The following is a 20,286-nucleotide window of genomic DNA, read 5'->3' on the forward strand; positions in this document are numbered from 1 at the left end:
CCGGCCGGCCGTCGTGTCGGACGCCGCGGGCCGGCTGGCCGAGCGCGCGGCGGTGCGCCGCCACGTGGCACGCCGGCGCATCGCCCTGGTGGCCGGCTCCGTCGCGGTGCTGGCGGGCCTCGCGTGGCTCCTGCTCGTCTCGCCGGTCCTCGCGCTCGACCTCGGGCAGGTCCGGGTCGAGGGGCAGGGCACCGTCGTCGACGCGTCGGCGGTCGCCGCGGTCGTCGAGCCGCATGACGGGACGCCCCTGCCGCGCCTGGACACGGTGGCGCTGCGCCGGGAGATCCTGGACGTGCCCGGTGTGCGGGCGGCGGAGGTGACCCGGGAGTGGCCCCACGGGCTTCTCGTCACCGTCGTGTCGCGCGAGCCGGTGGTCGCCGTCCCGCAGGCCGAGGGCGGCGTCGCCCTGCTCGATGTCGAGGGGGTCCAGGTGGGCCGCTCCGACGCCGCGCCCGACGGGCTGCCGGTGGTCCAGGTCCCGCTGGACGACCCGGGTGCGCGCGCGCTCACGGCAGTGCTCACGGTGCTGCAGCAGCTGCCGCCCGAGCTGGCCGCCGAGATCGCCACGGTCGAGGCCGACAGCCAGGACACGGTGCGGTTCACCCTGCGCGACGGCGCGGCGGTGGCGTGGGGGAGCGCCGACCGCACGGCGCTCAAGGCCCGCGTGCTGCAAACCCTGCGCACGGCCGAGCCGAGCCGCTCGGCCAGCCACTTCGACGTCTCGGCGCCCGAGCTGCCCATCACGCGGTCCTGATCCGGCGACACGCGCGCCAGGTCGTTGCCCGGGGCCGCCGGGCGACCTAGCGTCGCAACCGACAGCATCTGACATAACTCTAACCTTCTACCTCAGAGTGAAGGTTTGACCCGTACGCAGGACGAGAGGCACCGACGTGGCAGCTCCGCAGAACTACCTGGCGGTCATCAAGGTGGTGGGCATCGGGGGCGGTGGCGTCAACGCCGTCAACCGGATGATCGAGGTCGGCCTCAAGGGCGTCGAGTTCATCGCGATCAACACGGACGCGCAGGCGCTCCTGATGTCCGACGCGGACGTCAAGCTCGACGTCGGCCGGGAGCTCACGCGCGGCCTCGGCGCCGGCGCGGACCCCGAGGTCGGCAAGAAGGCCGCCGAGGACCACGCGGAGGAGATCGAGGACGTCCTGCGCGGGGCGGACATGGTCTTCGTCACCGCGGGCGAGGGCGGCGGCACGGGCACGGGCGGTGCACCCGTCGTGGCGCGCATCGCGCGCTCGCTCGGCGCGCTGACCATCGGCGTCGTGACCCGCCCCTTCACGTTCGAGGGCCGGCGCCGCTCGGTGCAGGCCGAGACGGGCATCGACGCGCTGCGCGCCGAGGTCGACACGCTCATCGTGATCCCGAACGACCGTCTGCTGTCGATCTCCGACCGCTCGGTCTCCGTGCTCGACGCGTTCCACTCGGCCGACCAGGTGCTGCTGTCCGGCGTCCAGGGCATCACGGACCTCATCACGACGCCCGGCCTGATCAACCTCGACTTCGCCGACGTCAAGAGCGTCATGCAGGGGGCCGGCTCGGCGCTCATGGGCATCGGCTCGGCCCGAGGGGACGACCGCGCGGTGCAGGCCGCCGAGCTCGCGATCTCCTCGCCGCTGCTCGAGGCGAGCATCGACGGGGCGCACGGCGTGCTGCTCTCCATCCAGGGTGGCTCGGACCTCGGCCTGTTCGAGATCAACGAGGCTGCGCGCCTGGTGCAGGAGGCGGCGCACCCGGAGGCGAACATCATCTTCGGCGCCGTCATCGACGACGCCCTCGGCGACGAGGTCCGCGTGACGGTGATCGCGGCCGGCTTCGACAGCGGCAGCCCCACGGTGCGCCGCGACAGCCGCGCGCTCGGCCAGGTGAGCAGCGCGCCGCGCGCGCCGAGCCTGCCGGTGGCGGAGCCGCGCCCGGCGATGACGGACCTCCCGGCTGCCGCGGCCGAGCCGTGGCGGGCCTTCGGCAACGGGCCGTCGTCGGACGGACCGGAGCGCCCGGACCAGCGCGGGCAGCACGCGCAGCCGGTGTACCAGCCCGTCGGGCACAACGGCGCGCGGCTCAACGAGGCCGGGGACCGTGCGGGCGAGGCCGCGCCGTCGTTCCTCGCCGACGACCGCGACCCCGCGCCCGCGGTGGACGTGCCCCCGGTGCTCGACGAGCGGCCGGTCCGGCGCGGCGGCAACGACGACCTCGACCTGCCGGACTTCCTGAAGAACCCGTGACCGGTGGCGTGACGGCGGCCGCCGCGGACTGGCTCGAGGTCGAACTCGGCCGGGGTGTCCGCGGCGGCTTCACCGGCGCGGACGCCAACCTCAGCGGGGTCGTGGGCGACGGTGTCCTCGCCGCGGAGCACCGGCGGGCGCTCGCCGGACGTCTCGGGGCGCCCCTGGCGCTCGTCCGCCAGGTCCACGGCGCGGGCGTGCGCGACGCGGACCCCCGCCTGGGCGCGCTCGACCACGCCGAGCTGCCCGAGGGGGACGCGCTCGTCACGAACCGGTCCGACGTCGCCGTCGGCGTCCTCGTCGCGGACTGCGTCCCGGTCCTGCTGGCCGATCCGGGGCGGCGGGTGGTGGCCGCGGTGCACGCGGGCCGCCGCGGCCTGGTCGCGGGCGTCCTGGAGGCCGCCGTCGACCGCATGGTCGCGCTGGGCGCCCGGGTGGGCGACGTGCGCGCCGTCATCGGGCCGGCGGTGTGCGGCCGGTGCTACGAGGTGCCCGAGGACATGCGCGAGGACGTCGCGCGGGCGGTGCGCGGCACGGCGTCGACGACGTCCTGGGGGACGCCCGCGCTCGACCTGCCCGCCGGCGTCCGCGGCCGGCTGCTGGACGCCGGCGTGGGGCGGGTCGGGGACGTCGCCGCCTGCACGGTCGAGGACGCGCGCTGGTTCTCCCACCGCGCGTCGAGCGCGTCGGGCCACCCGACGTCGGCGCGTCCCGCGGGCCGGTTCGGGGCGGTCGTGCGGCTCCTGCCCGACCCGCCCGCCGACGCCGCAGCCCACCGGGCGGGCGCGCCCTCGTGACCCGCGGCACCCGACGCGACACAACCGGCGCGGCCTGGCGTGTCGCCCGGGGGTGGCGCCGACCTGCGCGTTAGCGTGGTCAGGACCGGATCGACGCCCCTCGGGCGGCGGTCCACACGGGACCGTGACTCGGGATGGAGGCCGTTGTGGCCGGAGCGCTGCGCAAGACGATGCTGTACCTGGGCCTGGCCGAGGACGACGGCCGCCGGGACGCCGACGACTACGTCGACGAGTACGACCACGAGTACGCCCCGACGCACGAGTACGAGGCCGAGGTGACCCCGTTGCACCCGACGCGTCAGCACGAGACGTACGACCACGCGCCCGCGCCCGAGCTGCGCCGCATCACCACGGTGCACCCGCGCTCCTACAACGACGCGCGCGTCATCGGCGAGGCCTTCCGGTCGGGCACGCCGGTGATCATGAACCTCTCGGAGATGACGGACGCCGACGCGAAGCGGCTCGTCGACTTCTCCGCGGGGCTGATCTTCGGCCTTCACGGCGCGATCGAGCGCGTCACGAGCAAGGTGTTCCTGCTCTCCCCGGAGCACGTCGAGGTCACGGGCGAGGAGCAGGCCGGCAGCGGCGAGCAGCGCGCCGGCTTCTACAACCAGAGCTGAGACGTGCTCGGCATCGTCTGGGACGTCCTGTACCTGGTCGTTCTCGTCTACCTGATCCTGCTGTTCGCGCGCCTGGTGCTCGACTGGGTCCAGATCTTCGCGCGCGACTGGCGCCCCCGCGGCGCGATGCTCGTCGTGGCGGAGGTGGTCTACACGGCCACCGACCCGCCACTGCGCGCGGTGCGGCGGGTCGTCCCGCCTCTGACCATCGGACAGATCCGTCTCGACCTGGCCTTCACGATCGTCGTGATCGTGTGCTGGATCCTGCTCCGCGTCCTCGCATCGTTGTAAGACGCACGCCGCTGTACCCCGTCCGCCGCCGTGCGGGCGGTCTGTTGTCCGCTACGGTGATCCGCAGGCGGTCGGCGGACTGCCCCGGGCCCGACCAGCACGATCTACGAGGTGAACCCATGGCTCTGCTCACGGCAGATGACGTCCTGAACAAGAAGTTCCAGGCGACCAAGTTCCGGGAGGGCTACGACCAGGACGAGGTCGACGACTTCCTGGACGAGGTCGTGAACACCCTGCGCGCGGTCTCTGCCGAGAACGAGGAGCTCAAGGCGAAGCTCGCCGCGGCCGAGCGCCGCGTCGCCGAGCTGAGCCGGAACAACGGTGGCGGCACCTCGTCGCCGTTCGCGCAGCCGCAGGACCGTCCGGAGCCCGCGCCCGCACCGGCGCCGGCGCCCGCCCCCGAGCCGGAGCCCGAGCCGGAGCCGGCCCCCGCGCCGGTCGTGGCGGCGCCCGTCGCCCAGGAGCGCGTCACCGCCCAGGCCCCGACCGCGTCGCAGCGGCTCTCCGAGCCCGAGTCCGCGACCGGCATGCTGCAGCTCGCGCAGAAGCTGCACGACGACTACGTGCGCTCCGGCCAGGAGGAGGGCGACCGGATCGTCGCCGACGCCAAGTCGCAGGCCACGCGCATCGTGCGGGAGGCCGAGGAGACGTCGGCGCGCACGCTGTCGCAGCTCGAGCAGGAGCGCAGCCTCCTCGAGCGCAAGATCGACGAGCTCCGGGTGTTCGAGCGGGACTACCGCACGCGCCTCAAGAGCTACCTCGAGAACCTGCTGGGCGACCTCGACGCGCGAGGCACGTCCGTCGCGCCGCGCGGCGGGAACGAGCAGGGTCTGCAGTTCAACGGCTGACCGCGAAGGGTCGCCCGCGGGTCCGGTCGGGCCCGCACCCGTATGACCGACGTCACGACGCACCACACCGGCTCGTCTGGTGTGGTGCGTTGTGCGTCACCCGTGGGAGGTCTACTCTCGCGTGACCTTCTGCAAGGGAGTGCCATGGCCATCGACGACACGGTCGGCCCCACCGTCGGGAACCCGCCGCCGCACGACATGCCGAACCTGGCGAGCCTGGTTTCGACCTTCCCGGTGCGGGACGGCGAGGAGCCCTGGACGCTGGCGGAGGTCGAGCAGATCGCGCAGGAGCTGACGATCGAGATGGCGCGGCTGCGGGTCGAGCTCACGACCGCCGATGCCGAGCTCTCGTCCCTGCTGCGCAACTCCGGCGACGGGGCGGGGGACGACCAGGCCGACTCCGGCTCGAGCGCGCTCGAGCGCGAGCAGGAGCTCACGCTCGTCCTGAACACGCGCGACCTGCTCGAGCAGAACGCCCACGCGCTCGCGCGGGTGGGCGAGCCCGGCTTCGGGACCTGCGAGTCCTGCGGTCAGGCGGTCGGCAAGGCGCGGCTCCAGGCCTTCCCGCGCGCGACGCTCTGCGTGACCTGCAAGGCCCGCCAGGAGCGTCGCTGAATCGTGGCGTCCCGCCCGGCGCGTGTGCGCCCTGTTGTCCGGCTCCTGCTCCTCGCCGTGGCCGTCCTCGCGATCGACCAGGCCTCCAAGGCCTGGGCTCTGGAGACCTTCACCGAGGGTGAGCGCACGCCCGTCCTCGGGGACCTGCTCGGACTGACCCTCCTGCACAACCCCGGTGCGGCCCTCGGCCTCGCCGACGGCATGACGTGGGCCCTGACGGTCGCCGCTGTCGCGGTCGCCGTCGTGATCCTGCGCGTCGCGAGCCGCCTGGGCTCGCGCGGCTGGACCGTCGCGCTCGGCCTGCTCCTCGGGGGCGCCGTGGGCAACCTGGTCGACCGCATGGTGCGCCCGCCCGGCGTGGGTCGCGGCCACGTCGTCGACTTCATCGCGTACGGCGACTGGTTCGTCGGCAACGTCGCGGACATCGCCATCGTGGCGGCCGCCGGGCTCATCGTGCTGCTGAGCTTCCGCGGCATCCGGGTCGACGGCACGCGCGACGCGGACCACGCGCCGGGCGCAGCGACGGACGAGGCGTCCGGCAAGGCGCCCGCCGACGGCGGGACGGACGCCGGCGCTCCCGTCGACGACGGGACGCGCGAGCGGGACGCGCACGGGGACGGCGGGATGCCCGTGGCGCGGCCCGGGGCGGTCGGCGAGTGAGCGGCCTGCGCTCCCTCCCGGTACCCGACGGGCTCGCGGGCGAGCGGGTGGACGCCGGCCTGTCGCGCCTCCTGGGGGTGTCCCGCACGCGCGCCGCGGAGCTCGCCGCCGCGGGGGCGGTGACGCTCGACGGTCGCCCGGTGGGCAAGTCCGACCGGCTCGTCGCGTCGGCCTGGCTCGAGGTCGACGTCGAGGCGCTCGACGGCCCCGTGGCCGCCGCGGCCGCCGCGGCTGCGGAGCCCGTGCCGGGCATGCGCATCCTGCTGGACGACGACGACGTCGTCGTGGTCGACAAGCCCGTCGGCGTCGCCGCGCACGCGTCGCCGGGGTGGACCGGCCCGACCGTCGTCGGGGCGCTCGCCGCGGCGGGCTACCGGATCTCGACGTCGGGCGCGGCCGAGCGGCAGGGCATCGTGCACCGGCTCGACGTCGGCACGTCCGGCCTCATGGTCGTCGCCAAGAGCGAGCGCGCCTACACCGTGCTCAAGCGGGCGTTCAAGGAGCGCACGGTCGAGAAGGTGTACCACGCCGTCGTGCAGGGCCACCCCGAGCCGACGACCGGGACGATCGACGCACCCATCGGCCGCCACCCGACGTCGGACTGGAAGTTCGCCGTCACGGCCTCGGGCAAGCCCTCGGTGACGCACTACGAGGTGCTCGAGATGGTGCCTGCCGCGTCGCTGGTCGAGGTGCACCTGGAGACCGGGCGGACCCACCAGATCCGGGTCCACATGGCCGCGTTGCGCCACCCGTGCGTCGGCGACGTCACGTACGGCGCGGACCCGGCGCTGGCGCAGCGCCTCGGCCTGACCCGGCAGTGGCTGCACGCGATGCGCCTCGGGTTCCACCACCCGGCGACGGGGGCCTGGACCCAGGTGACGAGCGACTACCCGGACGACCTGCGCTCGGCGTGGGACGCGCTGCGCGCGACCGACTGACGTCGCGCGCGCGGCGCGCCGACGCGACCTCGACCGCAGTGGCGGGTCGTCCGCGGTGTCGGTGGGGCCGCCTAGAATCGCGCCATGGCTGCCGCAGGTTCTGACTTCGTCCACCTGCACGTCCACACCGAGTACTCGATGCTCGACGGCGCCGCCAAGCTCGACGAGCTCTTCGCCGAGGTCGCGCGGCAGGGCCAGACCGCGATCGCCACCACGGACCACGGGTACCTGTTCGGGGCGTTCGACTTCTGGAGCAAGGCCACCCGGGCCGGGATCAAGCCGATCATCGGCGTCGAGGCGTACGTGACCCCGGGGACGAGCCGGTTCGACAAGACGCGCGTGAAGTGGGGCGAGGCCCACCAGAAGGACGACGACGTCTCGGCCAGCGGCGCGTACACGCACCTGACCATGTGGGCGCGCAACAACGAGGGCCTGCACAACCTCTTCCGCGCGAGCTCGCTCGCGTCGCTCGACGGCCAGATGGGCAAGTGGCCGCGCATGGACCGCGAGCTGCTCTCGACCTACGCGTCCGGGCTCGTCGCGTCGTCCGGCTGCCCGTCGGGCGAGATCCAGACCCGCCTGCGCCTGGGGCACTACGACGAGGCGCTGCGGGCCGCGGGCGAGCTGCAGGACATCTTCGGCAAGGAGCACTTCTACGTCGAGCTCATGGACCACGGGCTCGACATCGAGACGCGCGTGCAGAAGGACCTCCTGCGGATCGCCCAGGAGATCGGCGCGCCGCTCCTGGCCACGAACGACCTGCACTACACGCGGCGCGAGGACGCCTCCTTCCAGGAGGCCCTGCTGGCGATCAACTCCGGCTCGACGCTCGCGGACCCGGACCGGTTCAAGTTCGACGGCGACGGGTACTACGTCAAGTCCGCCGAGGAGATGCGGCGCATCTGGGCGGAGCTGCCGGAGGCCTGCGACAACACGCTCCTGCTCGCCGAGCAGTGCGAGGTCTCGTTCAACACGTCGGCGAACTACATGCCGAACTACCCGTGCCCGCCCGGTGAGGACGAGACCTCGTGGTTCATCAAGGAGGTCGAGCGCGGGCTGCACGTGCGCTACCCGGGCGGCATCCCGGACGACGTGCGGCGCCAGGCCGAGTTCGAGACCGAGGTCATCACCTCGATGGGGTTCCCGGGGTACTTCCTCGTGGTCGCCGACTTCATCAACTGGGCCAAGGACAACGGGATCCGCGTGGGCCCGGGCCGCGGCTCGGGCGCGGGCTCGATGGCCGCGTACGCGATGCGCATCACGGACCTCGACCCGCTCCAGCACGGGCTCATCTTCGAGCGCTTCCTCAACCCCGACCGCGTCTCGATGCCCGACTTCGACGTCGACTTCGACGAGCGCCGGCGCGGTGAGGTGATCCGCTACGTCACCGAGAAGTACGGCGAGGACCGCGTCGCCCAGATCGTCACCTACGGCACCATCAAGGCCAAGCAGGCCCTCAAGGACTCCTCGCGCCTCCTCGGCCTCCCCTTCGCGATGGGGGAGAAGCTCACCAAGGCGATGCCGCCCGCGATCATGGGCAAGGACATCAGCCTCACCGGGATCTTCGACCCCGCCGACAAGCGGTACAACGAGGCCGAGGAGTTCCGTCAGGTCCACGCGGCCGACCCGGACGCCCAGCGCGTCGTCGAGCTCGCGAAGGGCATCGAGGGCCTCAAGCGGCAGTGGGGCGTGCACGCGGCAGGCGTCATCATGTCGAGCGAGCCGCTCATCGACATCATCCCCATCATGCGTCGCCCGCAGGACGGCGCGGTCATCACGCAGTTCGACTACCCGACCTGCGAGGGCCTCGGCCTGATCAAGATGGACTTCCTGGGGCTGCGCAACCTCACGATCCTCGACGACGCCCTGCAGAACATCGAGCTGAACGGCAAGGACCCGGTGGTCCTGGAGGACCTCACCCTCGACGACCCGGCGACGTTCGAGCTGCTCGGTCGCGGCGACACGCTCGGGGTGTTCCAGCTCGACGGCGGGGGCATGCGCACGCTGCTGCGCCTGATGCGACCCGACAACTTCGAGGACATCTCCGCCGTCGGCGCGCTCTACCGGCCGGGTCCGATGGGCGCGAACTCGCACACCAACTACGCGCTGCGCAAGAACGGCGTGCAGCCCGTGGTGCCGATCCACCCCGAGCTGGCCGAGCCGCTCGCGGAGATCCTGGGGCAGACGTACGGCCTGATCGTCTACCAGGAGCAGGTGATGGCGATCGCGCAGAAGGTCGCCGGCTACAGCCTCGGCCAGGCCGACATCCTGCGGCGCGCGATGGGCAAGAAGAAGAAGGCGGAGCTGGACAAGCAGTTCGCCGGCTTCTCCGCGGGCATGCAGGAGCGCGGCTACTCGATGGACGCCGTGAAGACGCTGTGGGACATCCTGCTGCCCTTCTCCGACTACGCCTTCAACAAGGCGCACTCCGCCGCGTACGGCGTCGTGTCGTACTGGACCGCCTACCTCAAGGCGAACTACCCGACGGAGTACATGGCCGCGCTGCTGACGAGCGTGCGCGACGACAAGGACAAGTCCGCCCTCTACCTGGGCGAGTGCCGCCACATGGGCATCACCGTGCTGCCGCCGGACGTGAACTCCTCGTCGGCGAACTTCACGGCCGTCGGCACCGACATCCGCTTCGGCCTCACCGCGGTGCGCAACGTGGGCGCCAACGTCGTCGACGCGATCGTCGCGACGCGCGAGGCGAAGGGCGACTTCACGTCGTTCACCGACTTCCTCGACAAGGTCCCGGCCGTGGTCTGCAACAAGCGGACGATCGAGTCGCTCATCAAGGCGGGCGCGTTCGACTCGCTCGCGCCGAGCCGCCGGGCGCTGCTGCTGGTCCACGAGCAGGCGGTCGACGCCGTCGTCGGGGTCAAGCGCAAGGAGGCCGAGGGCCAGTTCGACCTGTTCGCGGGCTTCGGCGGTGACGACGACGACGCGGGGCTCACCTTCACGGTCGACGTCCCGGACGTGCCGGACTGGGACAAGAAGCAGCGGCTCGCCTTCGAGCGCGAGATGCTCGGGCTGTACGTCTCGGACCACCCGCTCGCCGGCCTGGAGCACGTGCTCGCCGCCGCGGCGGACTGCTCGATCACGGCGCTGAACGCCGACGACGCGCGGGCGGACGGCTCGATGGTCACGGTGTGCGGTCTCGTCACGTCGCTCCAGCGGAAGATGTCGAAGAACGGCAACCCGTGGGCGGCGGTGACGCTGGAGGACATCGACGGCTCGGTCGAGATCATGTTCTTCGGTGAGACGTACCTCGCCTACTCGACCGTGCTCGCGGAGGACGCGATCATCACGGTCCGCGGCCGCGTGCGCCGCCGGGACGAGACGATGCAGCTCCAGGCCGTCGAGGTGTGGCTGCCCGACGTCTCCGCCGTCGAGAGCAAGCCGGTGATGATCACGTTGCCGGTCTCGCGGTGCACGCCGCCCGTCGTGGAGCGGCTGCGCGAGGTGCTGACGACCCACCCGGGCGTCACCGAGGTGCACCTCAAGCTCACGCAGCCCGGACGCGCCACCGTGATGCGGCTCGAGGAGAGCCTGCGGATCGACCGCTCGCCGGCGCTCTTCGCGGACCTCAAGGTGCTGCTGGGCCCCGGCTGCCTGACGGGGTGACGGCCGGGCCGGCCTGCGGGGGCGGACCTAGACTCGCCCGGTGATCCACCTGACCCCCGAGCAGCACGTCTTCGTGACGGAGCGGCACCTGGCGACCCTGACGACCCTGCGCCCGAACGGCACGCCGCACGTCGTGCCGGTCGGGTTCACGTGGGACCCGTCGCTGGGGGTCCTGCGCATCACCACGCGCGTGACCTCGGCCAAGGTGCGCCACGTCCGCAACGCCCAGGAGGCGGGCGGTGCGCGGGTCGCGGTCTGCCAGGTCGACGGTGGCCGCTGGCTGACCTTCGAGGGCCTCGCGACGGTCGAGGAGGACCCGGCGGAGGTGGAGGAGGCCGTGCGGCGGTACGCGCGCCGCTACCGCCGGCTCGAGCACGACCCGCAGCGGGTCGTGCTGCGCATCACGGCCGACCGCGTCCTCGGGTCCGACTACATGACCCGCTGACGCGCGCGAGGCTGCGGCCCCCGTGGTGGCCGCAGCCCCGGTCGACCGCCCGGTCGACCGCTGCGGCGAGCGGTCCTGTGCCGGGCGCGTCAGGCGACGCGGAAGGCGTGCTCGCCGTCGGGCAGCGACACCACCACGACGGCGCCCGTGGCGAGCTGGCGGCCTCGTCGCTGCTCGAGCTCGCCGTCGACCCGGACCTCGCCCTCCTCCAGGAGGGCCCGCGCGTGCGCGCCGGACTCGGCGATGCCCGCGAGCTTGAGGAACTGACCGAGGCGGATGCCGGCCTCGTCGACCGGTACGTCCTGCACGTCCTGGGGAGCCACCCCCCGAGTCTGCCAGTCGCGGCCGGCCGGCGTCCCCGGCGGTGGGACTGCCGTCGCCGCCCGGTCGCGATTCCGGCGCGGATCGCCGCCGACCTAGACTCACGACGTGATCTCCCGCATCGACCTGCGTGGTCGCACCCTGACCCCTCGCGAGCTGACCGCGACGCTGCCGCGGCCCGAGCTCGACGTCGCCGGAGCCGCCGAGCGCGTCGCGCCGATCCTCGACGACGTCCGGGCGCGCGGGGCCGCCGCCCTCCGCGACCTGGCCGAGCGCTTCGACGGCGTCCGCCCCGAGCACCTGCGGGTGCCCGCCGAGGCGCTGAGCGCGGCGCTCGCCGAGCTGCCCGCGGACGTGCGCGCCGCGCTGGAGGAGGCGATCCGGCGGGTCCGCACGGTGCACGCGGCGCAGGTCCCGGCGCCGTCGAGCGTCGACCTCGGTCCGGGCGCCCAGGTGCGCCAGCGGTGGCTGCCCGTGCGCCGGGTGGGCCTCTACGTGCCCGGCGGGCTCGCCGTGTACCCCTCGTCGGTCGTCATGAACGTGGTGCCGGCGCAGGAGGCGGGGGTGGCGTCGCTCGCGGTGACCAGCCCGCCGCAGAAGGAGAACGGCGGTCTCCCGCACCCCACGATCCTGGCCGCCTGCGCGCTGCTCGGCGTGAGCGAGGTCTACGCCGTCGGCGGCGCGCAGGCCGTCGGGATGCTCGCGTACGGGGCGGACGGCGAGGACGAGCGCGACGGCGCCGTCCTCTGTGAGCCCGTCGACGTCGTCACGGGCCCGGGGAACCAGTACGTCACCGCCGCGAAGCGCCTCGTCCGCGGCGTCGTCGGGATCGACTCCGAGGCCGGCCCCACCGAGATCGCGGTCCTCGCGGACCGCACGGCGGACCCGGCTCACGTGGCGGCGGACCTGGTCTCCCAGGCCGAGCACGGCCCGACGTCGGCGTCGGTCCTCGTGACCGACTCCGTGGCGCTCGCCGACGCCGTCGAGGAGCTCCTGCCTTCCGTGGTCGGTGCCACTCGGCACAGCGAGCGTGTCGCGACGGCGCTGCGGGGCCCTCAGTCGGCCGTGGTGCTGGTCGACGACCTCGAGCAGGGCCTGGCCGTGGTCAACGCCTACGGCGCCGAGCACCTCGAGATCCAGACCGCGGACGCGGCGCAGGTCGCGGAGCGCGTGACCAGCGCGGGTGCGATCTTCGTCGGCCCGTACTCGCCCGTGTCCCTGGGCGACTACATGGCCGGGTCGAACCACGTGCTCCCCACCGGCGGCTGCGCGCACTACGCGAGCGGGCTCGGCGTCCACAGCTTCCTGCGCCCGGTCCAGGTCGTGGAGTACGGCCGGGACGCGCTCGCGGAGGTGGCGGACCGCATCGTCGCCCTCGCCGGCGACGAGGATCTCCCGGCCCACGGCGAGGCGGTCCAGACGCGCTTCGCCGAGACACCGCCCCGCTCCACCCCCTGACCCACCGGCTCCACCCCCTGACCCACCGGGCGCGCCGTCCTCCCGTCCGGCCCTCGCGCTCCCTCCCTGCGGCCGCTCGGGCCGCCCTGCCGACGCGCGCACTCCCGCCCCACCGCGGAGCGTCGTGCCACGACACGCCCGGCGCGTCGCACCACAACCCTCCGCGCTCGGGGCACATCGCTCCGCAAGACCCCACGTCGCTCCGCGCCGGTCGCACGCCGCTCCGAAGCACGCCGCTCCGTAGCACGCCAGGCCACTCGCGTTCCCTCCCTGCGCCGCGCGCCCCCATCCCACGCGGAGCGTCGTGGCACGACACGCCGGCGTGTCGCACCACGTCGCTCCGCGCTGGCGGCACGACGCTCCGCGCCACGGCACGTCGCTCCGCACTCGTGCCACATCGCTCCGCGCGACGGCACCACGCTCCGCGCCGGTGAGCTGACATGTCCGCACGACGTCGGGTCGCTCCGCATTCGTGCCACATCGCTCCGCGCGATGGCACCACGCTCCGCGCCGGTGAGCTGACATGTCCGCACGACGTCGGGTCGCTCCGCACTCGTGCCACGTCGCTCCGCGCGACGGCACCACGCTCCGTGCTGGTACGGTGTCCGGCTCCACCGACCGGGCGCGGGCGCCGGCGGTGCGGCAGGGCTCAGCCCTGCGCGAGGGCGAAGGGGTGGACCGCGGCGGCGCCGGCCTCGCGCAGCAGGCGGGCGGCGACGGTCGCGGTCCAACCCGTGTCGTACCGGTCGTCCACGAGCACCACGGTTCGTCCGGGGAGCCCGTCGCGCGCCGCGGCGCCGAGGTCGAGGCGCAGGCGCCGGACGACGTCGGCGAGCCGCTGGGCGCTGTTGACGTCGTGCCGCGAGACCAGGCCGTCCTCCGGGACGACGGCGCCGACCACCGGCACCCCGAGGTGGCGGGCCACCCCGGCGGCGAGGTGCTCGACGAGCCGGGGCCGGCTCGCTGAGCGGACCACGACCACACCGTCCACGTGGCCCAGGGACCACGCGTCGAGCACCTCGAGCACGGGGGTGCGCAGCGCGACGGGCAGCGGGCCGTCGGGCGCGGCGTCACCCGTGAACAGGGCGCGCAGCACGCCACCGACGCCGAGCGCGTCCAGGCGTGCGACGGCCCGGCCGGCCTCGGCGGCCGCACCGGCGGCGATCTTGCCGCTGAGGGGCACGCCGAGCGCCGACATCCCGCTCGGCCACTGCCGCCGGGGCGAGAGCTCCACGCCCGGCACGGCCAGCGCGCCGCGCGCGGCGGCGACCGCGTCGGCGTCCGGGGCCGCGTCCTGCGTCGTGCCCGTGCACCGGTCGCAGCGGCCGCACTGCCAGCCGGGGGTCAGGTCGGCATCGTCCAGGGCCGCGCGCAGGAAGGCCATCCGGCAGCCCGTCGTGGCGACGTACTCGAGCATCGCGCGCGACTCGGCGTCCCGGGTGGCCGCGACGCGCGCGTACCGCTCGGCGTCGTAGGCCCACGGCTCGCCCGTCGAGCGCCACCCGCCGCGCACCCGCTGCACGGCGCCGTCGACGTCGAGCACCTTGAGCATGGTCTCGAGCCGACCGCGCCGCAGGCTGACCCGCGGCTCGAGCGCCGCGGTCGAGAGCGTCCCGCCGTCCTGCTCGAGCGCCGCCAGCGTGGCGCGCACCTCACGCTCGGGCGGGAACGCCATCGAGGCGAACCAGTCCCAGATGGCGCGGTCGTCCCTCCCGGGCAGCAGCACGACGTCCGCCCGCGAGGTCGCACGACCGGCGCGACCCACCTGCTGGTAGTACGCGATGGGGGAGCTCGGCGCCCCGAGGTGAACGACGAAGGCGAGGTCGGGCTTGTCGAAGCCCATGCCCAGCGCCGACGTCGCGACCAGCGCCTTGACCCGGTTCGCCAGGAGGTCCTGCTCGCACTCGAGGCGCTCGGCGGGCTCGGTCTGCCCGGTGTAGGCCCGCACGGGCAGCCCGGCCCCGCGCAGGTGGGCGGCGACCTGCTCGGCCGCCGCCACCGTGAGGCAGTAGACGATGCCGGAGCCCTCGAACCGCGGCAGGTTCTGGGTCAGCCAGGCCAGCTGCGACGCGTGGTCCGGCAGCTCGCGCACCGCCAGCGCGAGGCTCTCGCGGTCGAGCGAGCCGCGCAGGACCAGGACCTGCGCGCCGTCGTCGGCCCGCAGCCCGGCGGCGAGCTGCTCCGCGACGTCGTGGGTCACCCGCTCGTTCGCCGTCGCCGTCGTCGCGAGCACGGGCGTGCCGGCGGGCAGCTCGGAGAGCAGCGTGCGGATGCGCCGGTAGTCGGGGCGGAAGTCGTGGCCCCAGTCGGACACGCAGTGGGCCTCGTCGACGACCAGCAGCCCGGCGTCGTCGGCCAGCCGCGGCAGGACGTCGTCGCGGAAGCCCGGGTTGTTGAGCCGCTCGGGCGAGACGAGGAGCACGTCGGTCTCGCCGGCGGCCACGCGCTCGTGCACCGCCTGCCACTCGTCGGTGTTGGCCGAGTGGATCGTCTCCGCCCGGATCCCCGCCCGGCGCGCCGCGTCGACCTGGTTGCGCATCAGGGCGAGCAGCGGCGAGACGATGACTGTCGGTCCGGCGCCCCGGGCCCGGAGCAGGGCGGTGGCGACGAAGTACACCGCCGACTTGCCCCAGCCCGTGCGCTGGACGACGAGCGCGCGCCGGCGGTCGGTGACGAGCGCGTCGATCGCCGCCCACTGGTCGTCGCGCAGCCGCGCGTCGTCGCGGCCGACCAGCCGGCGCAGCGCCGCCTCGGCCTGCGCGCGCAGGTCGCCGTCCGGGGTCGCGACCGGGGTCGGGGCCGGGGTGACAGGGGAGTTCGTCGCGTGAGGCACGCCCCCAGTGTGCCCAGCACGTCCGACACGGCGCCGCCGTCCCCAGGCCCGGCGGGCTGCCCGCGCCCGAAGGACCCGGGGACGCGCGCCGCCGCGGCCATAGGATCGCGCGCGGGTCGCCTGCGCGGCCCCACGGACGAGGACGTCCGTGCGAGGGCGGGCCGACGGCGGCCGCGCCGGACGGGAGGCGTACGTGCCAGTGCTCGAAGTGATCGGCTGGCTGGGCTCCGCGCTGCTGGTGGCCTCCCTGCTGCAGACGCGTGTGCTGCGGTTCCGGGTCCTCAACACGATCTCGTGCGTCGTGCTCATCGGCTACAACGCGGCTCTCGGGGTGTGGCCGATGGCGGTGATGAACGTCGTCCTCACGGTGATCAACATCACGGTGGTCGTCCGCGCCACCAGGGCACGCCACGACCCGCTGACCTACGACGCGGTGCCGATGGGCGTCGCCGAGCCGTTCCTGCGCCACCTGCTCGCCCGGCACGCCGCCGACATCCGGACGTTCAACCCCGAGCTCCCGGACGACGCCGCGTCGCAGGCCGAGCACGCCTTCGTGGTCAGCACCGGCGACACCGTCGTCGGCGTCGTGCTGGCACGTGCGGGGGAGCAGCCGGGTGAGCAGGAGGTCCTGCTCGACTACGTCCTGCCGCCCTACCGGGACTTCACGCCCGGTGAGTTCGTCTTCCGCCCGGACGGGCCCTTCGCGGCTCTGGGCACGCGACGCGTCGTCGCGTCCCCGGGCATGACGTCGTCCGCGCGCTACCTGCGCGCGGTCGGCTTCGTGGAGCGGGACGGGCGGCAGGTCCTCGACCTCGCGCCGGCCGCCTGACGGGCGCGGCAGGGGTCCGTGCCCGGCGCTGGCTACGATCGGCGCGTGACCCCGAGCCTGCCGCTGCGCCCGGAGCTCCGGGGCCTGGCGCCCTACGGAGCCCCGCAGCTCGACGTGCCCGTGCTGCTCAACGTCAACGAGAACCCGTACCCGCCGTCGGACGCCGTCGTGGCCGACATCGCCCGGGCCGCCGGTGAGGCCGCCCGCGGGCTGAACCGGTACCCCGACCGGGACTTCCCGGCGCTGCGCCAGGACCTGGCGGCGTACCTGCGGCGCGAGTCGGGCGTCGAGGTGGCGCCCGACGGCGTCTGGGCCGCCAACGGCTCGAACGAGGTCATGCTGCACCTGCTCCAGGCGTTCGGCGGGCCGGGCCGGACGGCCCTCTCGTTCGCCCCCACGTACTCGATGTACCCCGAGTACGCGCGCGACACGTCCACCCGGTGGGTGACGGCGCACCGCGCCGAGGACTTCACGCTCGACCTCGACCGCGCCGTCGCGGCGGTCGCCGAGCACGCGCCGAGCGTCGTCCTGCTCGCGAGCCCCAACAACCCCACGGGCACGGCGCTGACCCGCGCCGAGGTCCAGGCCCTGCTGGCGGCGGCCGACGACGTCCCGGGCGGCTGCGTCGTCGTCGTCGACGAGGCCTACGGCGAGTTCCGCCGCGACGGGACGCCGTCCGCTCTCGAGCTCCTGGCCGACCACCCGGCGCTCGCGGTGAGCCGGACGATGTCCAAGGCCTTCGGTCTGGCGGGCGCCCGCGTCGGCTACCTCGCCGCGGCGCCCGCGCTCGTCGACGCGCTGCGCGTGGTGCGCCTGCCGTACCACCTGTCGGCCGTCACCCAGGCGGTCGCCCGCGCGGCGCTCGCGCACGCCGACGAGCTCATGGCGCAGGTCGGCTCCCTGCGGGCCGAGCGCGACGAGACGGTGGACTGGCTCCGGGCCCGGGGCCTGCAGGTCGCGCCGACCGACGCCAACTTCGTGCTGTTCGGCACGTTCGACGACCGGCACGCGGTCTGGCAGGGTCTGCTCGACCGCGGCGTGCTCATCCGCGAGGTGGGCCCGGACGGCTGGCTGCGGGTCTCGATCGGGACCCCGGCGGAGATGACGGCGTTCAAGGACGCCCTGGTGGAGGTGGCTGGACTGTGACCGCAGCAGCGAGCGAGGCGGCGCCGACGCGCGGCCGCCGGACGGGACGCGTCGAGCGGACGACGTCGGAGTCGAGCGTCCTGGTGGAGCTGGACCTCGACGGCACCGGACGCACGGAGATCTCGACGTCCGTGCCGTTCTACGACCACATGCTCACCGCACTGGGCAAGCACTCCCTGATCGACCTCGTCGTGCGCGCCAGCGGCGACACCGACGTGGACGTGCACCACACGGTCGAGGACGTCGCCATCTCGATCGGCGAGGCGCTGCGCCAGGCGCTCGGCGACAAGGCGGGCATCGGTCGCTTCGGCGACGCCCTGGTGCCCCTCGACGAGGCGCTCGCGCAGGCGGTCGTGGACGTCTCGGGGCGCCCCTACCTCGTGCACACGGGCGAGCCCGCGGGCCAGGAGTACCACCTCATCGGCGGGCACTTCACGGGGTCCCTCACGCGGCACGTCCTCGAGTCGATCGCGCACCACGCCGGCATCTGCATCCACATGCGGGTGCTCGCCGGCCGCGACCCCCACCACATCGTCGAGGCGCAGTTCAAGGCCCTCGCGCGTGCGCTGCGCTCCGCGGTCGCGCGCGACCCGCGGGTCGACGGCGTGCCCTCGACCAAGGGTGCGCTGTGAGCGCGGAGCTCGCGCCGGCCGCCGTCGTGCTGACGCAGGTCGCGATGCCGGAGGGCCTGGCGGCGGCGTGCGCCATGAGCAAGGTGCCGGTCGACGCCGTGCCCACCTCGATCGGCGCCGTCGCCGTGTGCCGCTCGACCGCCGTGGGGGACCCCGAGCTGGTGGCCCAGGTCCTCTCGCAGCTGCTGAAGAACACGCCCGTGGTGCTCATCGTCCAGCGGGACGGCCAGCTCCGCGCCGGTCGGTGGAGCGGGGGCAAGCAGGAGGAGGAGGTCGCCCCCGGGCTCCTGCTCGACGGGGCACCGCCCGAGATCGAGCAGCTCCTCCTCGGGCAGGCGACGGCGTCGGAGCTGCCGGGGACCGTCACGTCGGTCGGCATGTCCCGGCTGCGTGCCGCGCGCGTCCTCGCCCGGGCCGCGCGCGCCGGGCGGCGTGCGGGCTGACCCAGCCGTGGACGGTCCGGCTGGCACCGCGGACCGACCGTAGAATCGTCCCCGTGAGCACCCCCCGCGTCGTCGTGCTGGACTACGGCTTCGGCAACGTGCGCTCCGCGACCCGTGCGCTGGAGCGCGTCGGCGCCGACGTCGAGCTGACGGCGGATCCCGTCGCGGCGCAGGAGGCGGACGGCCTCGTGGTCCCGGGTGTCGGTGCCTTCGCGGCCGTGATGGAGGGCCTGCGTGCCGTGCGGGGTGACCAGATCATCGACCGCCGCCTCGCCGGAGGGCGCCCCGTGCTCGGGATCTGCGTCGGCATGCAGGTGATGTTCACCGAGGGCGTCGAGCACGGGGAGCGCACGCAGGGCCTGGGGGAGTGGCCCGGCGTCGTCGAGAAGCTCGAGGCGCCCGTCGTGCCGCACATGGGCTGGTCCGAGGTCGACCCCGAGCCCGGCACCCGGCTGTTCGCGGGCGTCGAGGACGAGCGGTTCTACTTCGTGCACTCCTACGCGGTGCGCGAGATGCCGCCGCTCGGCGGAGGCCGCCTCACCCCACCGACCGTGACGTGGTCCGAGCACGGCGAGCGGTTCGTCGCGGCCGTCGAGAACGGCCCGCTGTCCGCCACGCAGTTCCACCCCGAGAAGTCCGGCGACGCCGGCGCCCATCTCCTCGAGAACTGGGTCACCGCCCTGAAGGGACACTGAGCCTCCGCATGGAACGACTCCAGCTCCTGCCCGCCGTGGACGTCGCCGACGGGCAGGCGGTCCGCCTCGTCCAGGGCGAGGCCGGCTCCGAGACCTCGTACGGCAGCCCGCTGCAGGCCGCGCTCGACTGGCAGGCCGGCGGTGCCGAGTGGATCCACCTGGTCGACCTCGACGCGGCCTTCGGCCGCGGCTCCAACGCGGACCTCCTCGCTGAGGTCGTCGGCGCGCTCGACGTGAAGGTCGAGATGTCGGGCGGCATCCGCGACGACGCCTCGCTCGAGCGGGCGCTGGCGACCGGGTGCACCCGGGTCAACCTCGGCACCGCGGCCCTGGAGAACCCGGAGTGGACGGCGGACGTCATCGCCCGTCATGGCGACGCGATCGCGGTCGGCCTGGACGTGCGCGGCACCACGCTGGCGGCGCGCGGCTGGACGCGGGAGGGCGGCGACCTCTGGGAGGTGCTCGCCCGCCTGGACGCTGCCGGGTGCTCGCGCTACGTCGTCACGGACGTCACCAAGGACGGCACCCTGCGCGGGCCGAACGTCGAGCTCCTGCGCGAGGTCTGCGCCCGTACCGACGCCCCGGTGGTCGCGTCGGGCGGCATCTCGAGCCTCGCCGACCTCGTCGCGCTCCGAGGCCTCGTGGGGGAGGGCGTCGAGGGAGCGATCGTGGGCAAGGCCCTGTACGCGGGCGCGTTCACGCTCCCCGAGGCGCTGGACGTCGCCGGACGCCCGTAGTGGCCGGACGCGCGCTGCCCGGCACGTCGCCGTTCGCGGGCGACGACGGCTCGGCCGACCCCGCGCTCGCCGCGGCGCTCGCGCGGCACGAGCCCGGGGCACGGGCCGACGCCGCGCTCG

Annotated in this window: 20 protein-coding genes; 18 read left to right on the forward strand and 2 right to left on the reverse strand. The window is 74.2% G+C overall.

The genetic code is table 11. From position 1 onward, the window contains the following. The 11 genes from IDM29_RS05985 to IDM29_RS06035 form a co-directional block, all read left to right on the forward strand. The coding region (locus IDM29_RS05985) for a cell division protein FtsQ/DivIB (RefSeq protein ID WP_188037296.1) at positions 1 to 754 on the forward strand (754 nt) is incomplete at its 5' end. Positions 755 to 890: 136 nt separating this feature from the next. Further along, entirely contained in the window at positions 891 to 2,234 is a 1,344-nt protein-coding gene (ftsZ, locus tag IDM29_RS05990) for a cell division protein FtsZ (RefSeq protein WP_188037297.1), read from the forward strand. Further along, positions 2,231 to 3,031 (forward strand): peptidoglycan editing factor PgeF, encoded by an 801-nt coding sequence (gene pgeF, locus IDM29_RS05995; protein ID WP_188037298.1) that lies wholly within the window; start codon positions 2,231 to 2,233, stop codon positions 3,029 to 3,031. The genes ftsZ and pgeF overlap by 4 nt, the downstream gene beginning before the upstream one ends. A gap of 146 nt (positions 3,032 to 3,177) precedes the next feature. Continuing rightward, positions 3,178 to 3,651 carry a cell division protein SepF gene (locus IDM29_RS06000; RefSeq protein WP_182114110.1) on the forward strand — a complete coding sequence of 158 codons (474 nt, stop codon included), beginning with the start codon at positions 3,178 to 3,180 and terminating at the stop codon, positions 3,649 to 3,651. A gap of 3 nt (positions 3,652 to 3,654) precedes the next feature. Next, complete coding sequence (locus IDM29_RS06005) at positions 3,655 to 3,942, forward strand: YggT family protein (protein WP_182113652.1); 288 nt, start codon at positions 3,655 to 3,657, stop codon at positions 3,940 to 3,942. A 119-nt stretch (positions 3,943 to 4,061) separates the two neighbouring features. Further along, positions 4,062 to 4,790, forward strand: coding sequence for a DivIVA domain-containing protein (locus IDM29_RS06010; RefSeq protein ID WP_182113653.1), 729 nt, complete (start codon positions 4,062 to 4,064; stop codon positions 4,788 to 4,790). 144 nt (positions 4,791 to 4,934) lie between these two features. Then, positions 4,935 to 5,405 (forward strand): TraR/DksA family transcriptional regulator, encoded by a 471-nt coding sequence (locus IDM29_RS06015; RefSeq protein ID WP_370525847.1) that lies wholly within the window; start codon positions 4,935 to 4,937, stop codon positions 5,403 to 5,405. Positions 5,406 to 5,429: 24 nt separating this feature from the next. Continuing rightward, a complete protein-coding gene (gene lspA / locus IDM29_RS06020; protein ID WP_309232680.1) occupies positions 5,430 to 6,065 on the forward strand; it encodes a signal peptidase II in 636 nt (211 codons plus the stop codon). After that, entirely contained in the window at positions 6,062 to 7,003 is a 942-nt protein-coding gene (locus tag IDM29_RS06025; protein ID WP_182113654.1) for an RluA family pseudouridine synthase, read from the forward strand. The genes lspA and IDM29_RS06025 overlap by 4 nt, the downstream gene beginning before the upstream one ends. 84 nt (positions 7,004 to 7,087) lie before the next feature. Beyond that, on the forward strand, positions 7,088 to 10,627 hold the full coding sequence (dnaE, locus tag IDM29_RS06030) for a DNA polymerase III subunit alpha (protein WP_182113655.1): 3,540 nt from the start codon (positions 7,088 to 7,090) through the stop codon (positions 10,625 to 10,627). A 40-nt stretch (positions 10,628 to 10,667) separates the two neighbouring features. After that, on the forward strand, positions 10,668 to 11,072 hold the full coding sequence (locus tag IDM29_RS06035) for a pyridoxamine 5'-phosphate oxidase family protein (protein WP_182113656.1): 405 nt from the start codon (positions 10,668 to 10,670) through the stop codon (positions 11,070 to 11,072). A gap of 89 nt (positions 11,073 to 11,161) precedes the next feature. Here the strand turns inward: IDM29_RS06035 and IDM29_RS06040 are convergent, their stop codons facing one another. Beyond that, entirely contained in the window at positions 11,162 to 11,395 is a 234-nt protein-coding gene (locus IDM29_RS06040) for an RNA-binding S4 domain-containing protein (RefSeq protein ID WP_255491828.1), read from the reverse strand. 106 nt (positions 11,396 to 11,501) lie between these two features. On the opposite strand from IDM29_RS06040, the gene hisD reads away from it, so the two are divergent. Continuing rightward, positions 11,502 to 12,851, forward strand: a complete 1,350-nt coding sequence (hisD, locus tag IDM29_RS06045) for a histidinol dehydrogenase (RefSeq protein ID WP_182113657.1) — start codon at positions 11,502 to 11,504, stop codon at positions 12,849 to 12,851. Positions 12,852 to 13,500: 649 nt separating this feature from the next. Here hisD and IDM29_RS06050 read toward each other — a convergent pair. Further along, on the reverse strand, positions 13,501 to 15,684 hold the full coding sequence (locus IDM29_RS06050) for a RecQ family ATP-dependent DNA helicase (protein WP_255491829.1): 2,184 nt from the start codon (positions 15,682 to 15,684) through the stop codon (positions 13,501 to 13,503). A gap of 193 nt (positions 15,685 to 15,877) precedes the next feature. Here IDM29_RS06050 and IDM29_RS06055 point away from each other — a divergent pair, with 193 nt between their 5' ends. From IDM29_RS06055 to priA, 6 genes are read left to right on the forward strand one after another with little or no spacing between them, the layout of a single operon-like run. Then, positions 15,878 to 16,513 (forward strand): hypothetical protein, encoded by a 636-nt coding sequence (locus IDM29_RS06055; protein ID WP_182113659.1) that lies wholly within the window; start codon positions 15,878 to 15,880, stop codon positions 16,511 to 16,513. A gap of 45 nt (positions 16,514 to 16,558) precedes the next feature. Then, complete coding sequence (locus IDM29_RS06060; protein ID WP_255491830.1) at positions 16,559 to 17,659, forward strand: histidinol-phosphate transaminase; 1,101 nt, start codon at positions 16,559 to 16,561, stop codon at positions 17,657 to 17,659. Beyond that, complete coding sequence (gene hisB, locus IDM29_RS06065) at positions 17,656 to 18,291, forward strand: imidazoleglycerol-phosphate dehydratase HisB (protein ID WP_182113661.1); 636 nt, start codon at positions 17,656 to 17,658, stop codon at positions 18,289 to 18,291. The genes IDM29_RS06060 and hisB overlap by 4 nt, the downstream gene beginning before the upstream one ends. After that, entirely contained in the window at positions 18,288 to 18,734 is a 447-nt protein-coding gene (locus tag IDM29_RS06070; protein ID WP_182113662.1) for a hypothetical protein, read from the forward strand. Before hisB ends, IDM29_RS06070 begins: the two co-directional genes overlap by 4 nt. Before the next feature lie 53 nt (positions 18,735 to 18,787). Then, on the forward strand, positions 18,788 to 19,429 hold the full coding sequence (gene hisH, locus IDM29_RS06075; RefSeq protein ID WP_182113663.1) for an imidazole glycerol phosphate synthase subunit HisH: 642 nt from the start codon (positions 18,788 to 18,790) through the stop codon (positions 19,427 to 19,429). A gap of 8 nt (positions 19,430 to 19,437) precedes the next feature. Further along, positions 19,438 to 20,166, forward strand: a complete 729-nt coding sequence (gene priA, locus IDM29_RS06080) for a bifunctional 1-(5-phosphoribosyl)-5-((5-phosphoribosylamino)methylideneamino)imidazole-4-carboxamide isomerase/phosphoribosylanthranilate isomerase PriA (protein ID WP_188037299.1) — start codon at positions 19,438 to 19,440, stop codon at positions 20,164 to 20,166. The last annotated feature ends 120 nt before the right edge of the window (positions 20,167 to 20,286 follow it).

Origin of the sequence: Actinotalea sp. JY-7885 (assembly GCF_014525465.1) — a bacterium.
In the GTDB taxonomy this organism is placed as follows: Bacteria; Actinomycetota; Actinomycetes; order Actinomycetales; family Cellulomonadaceae; genus Actinotalea.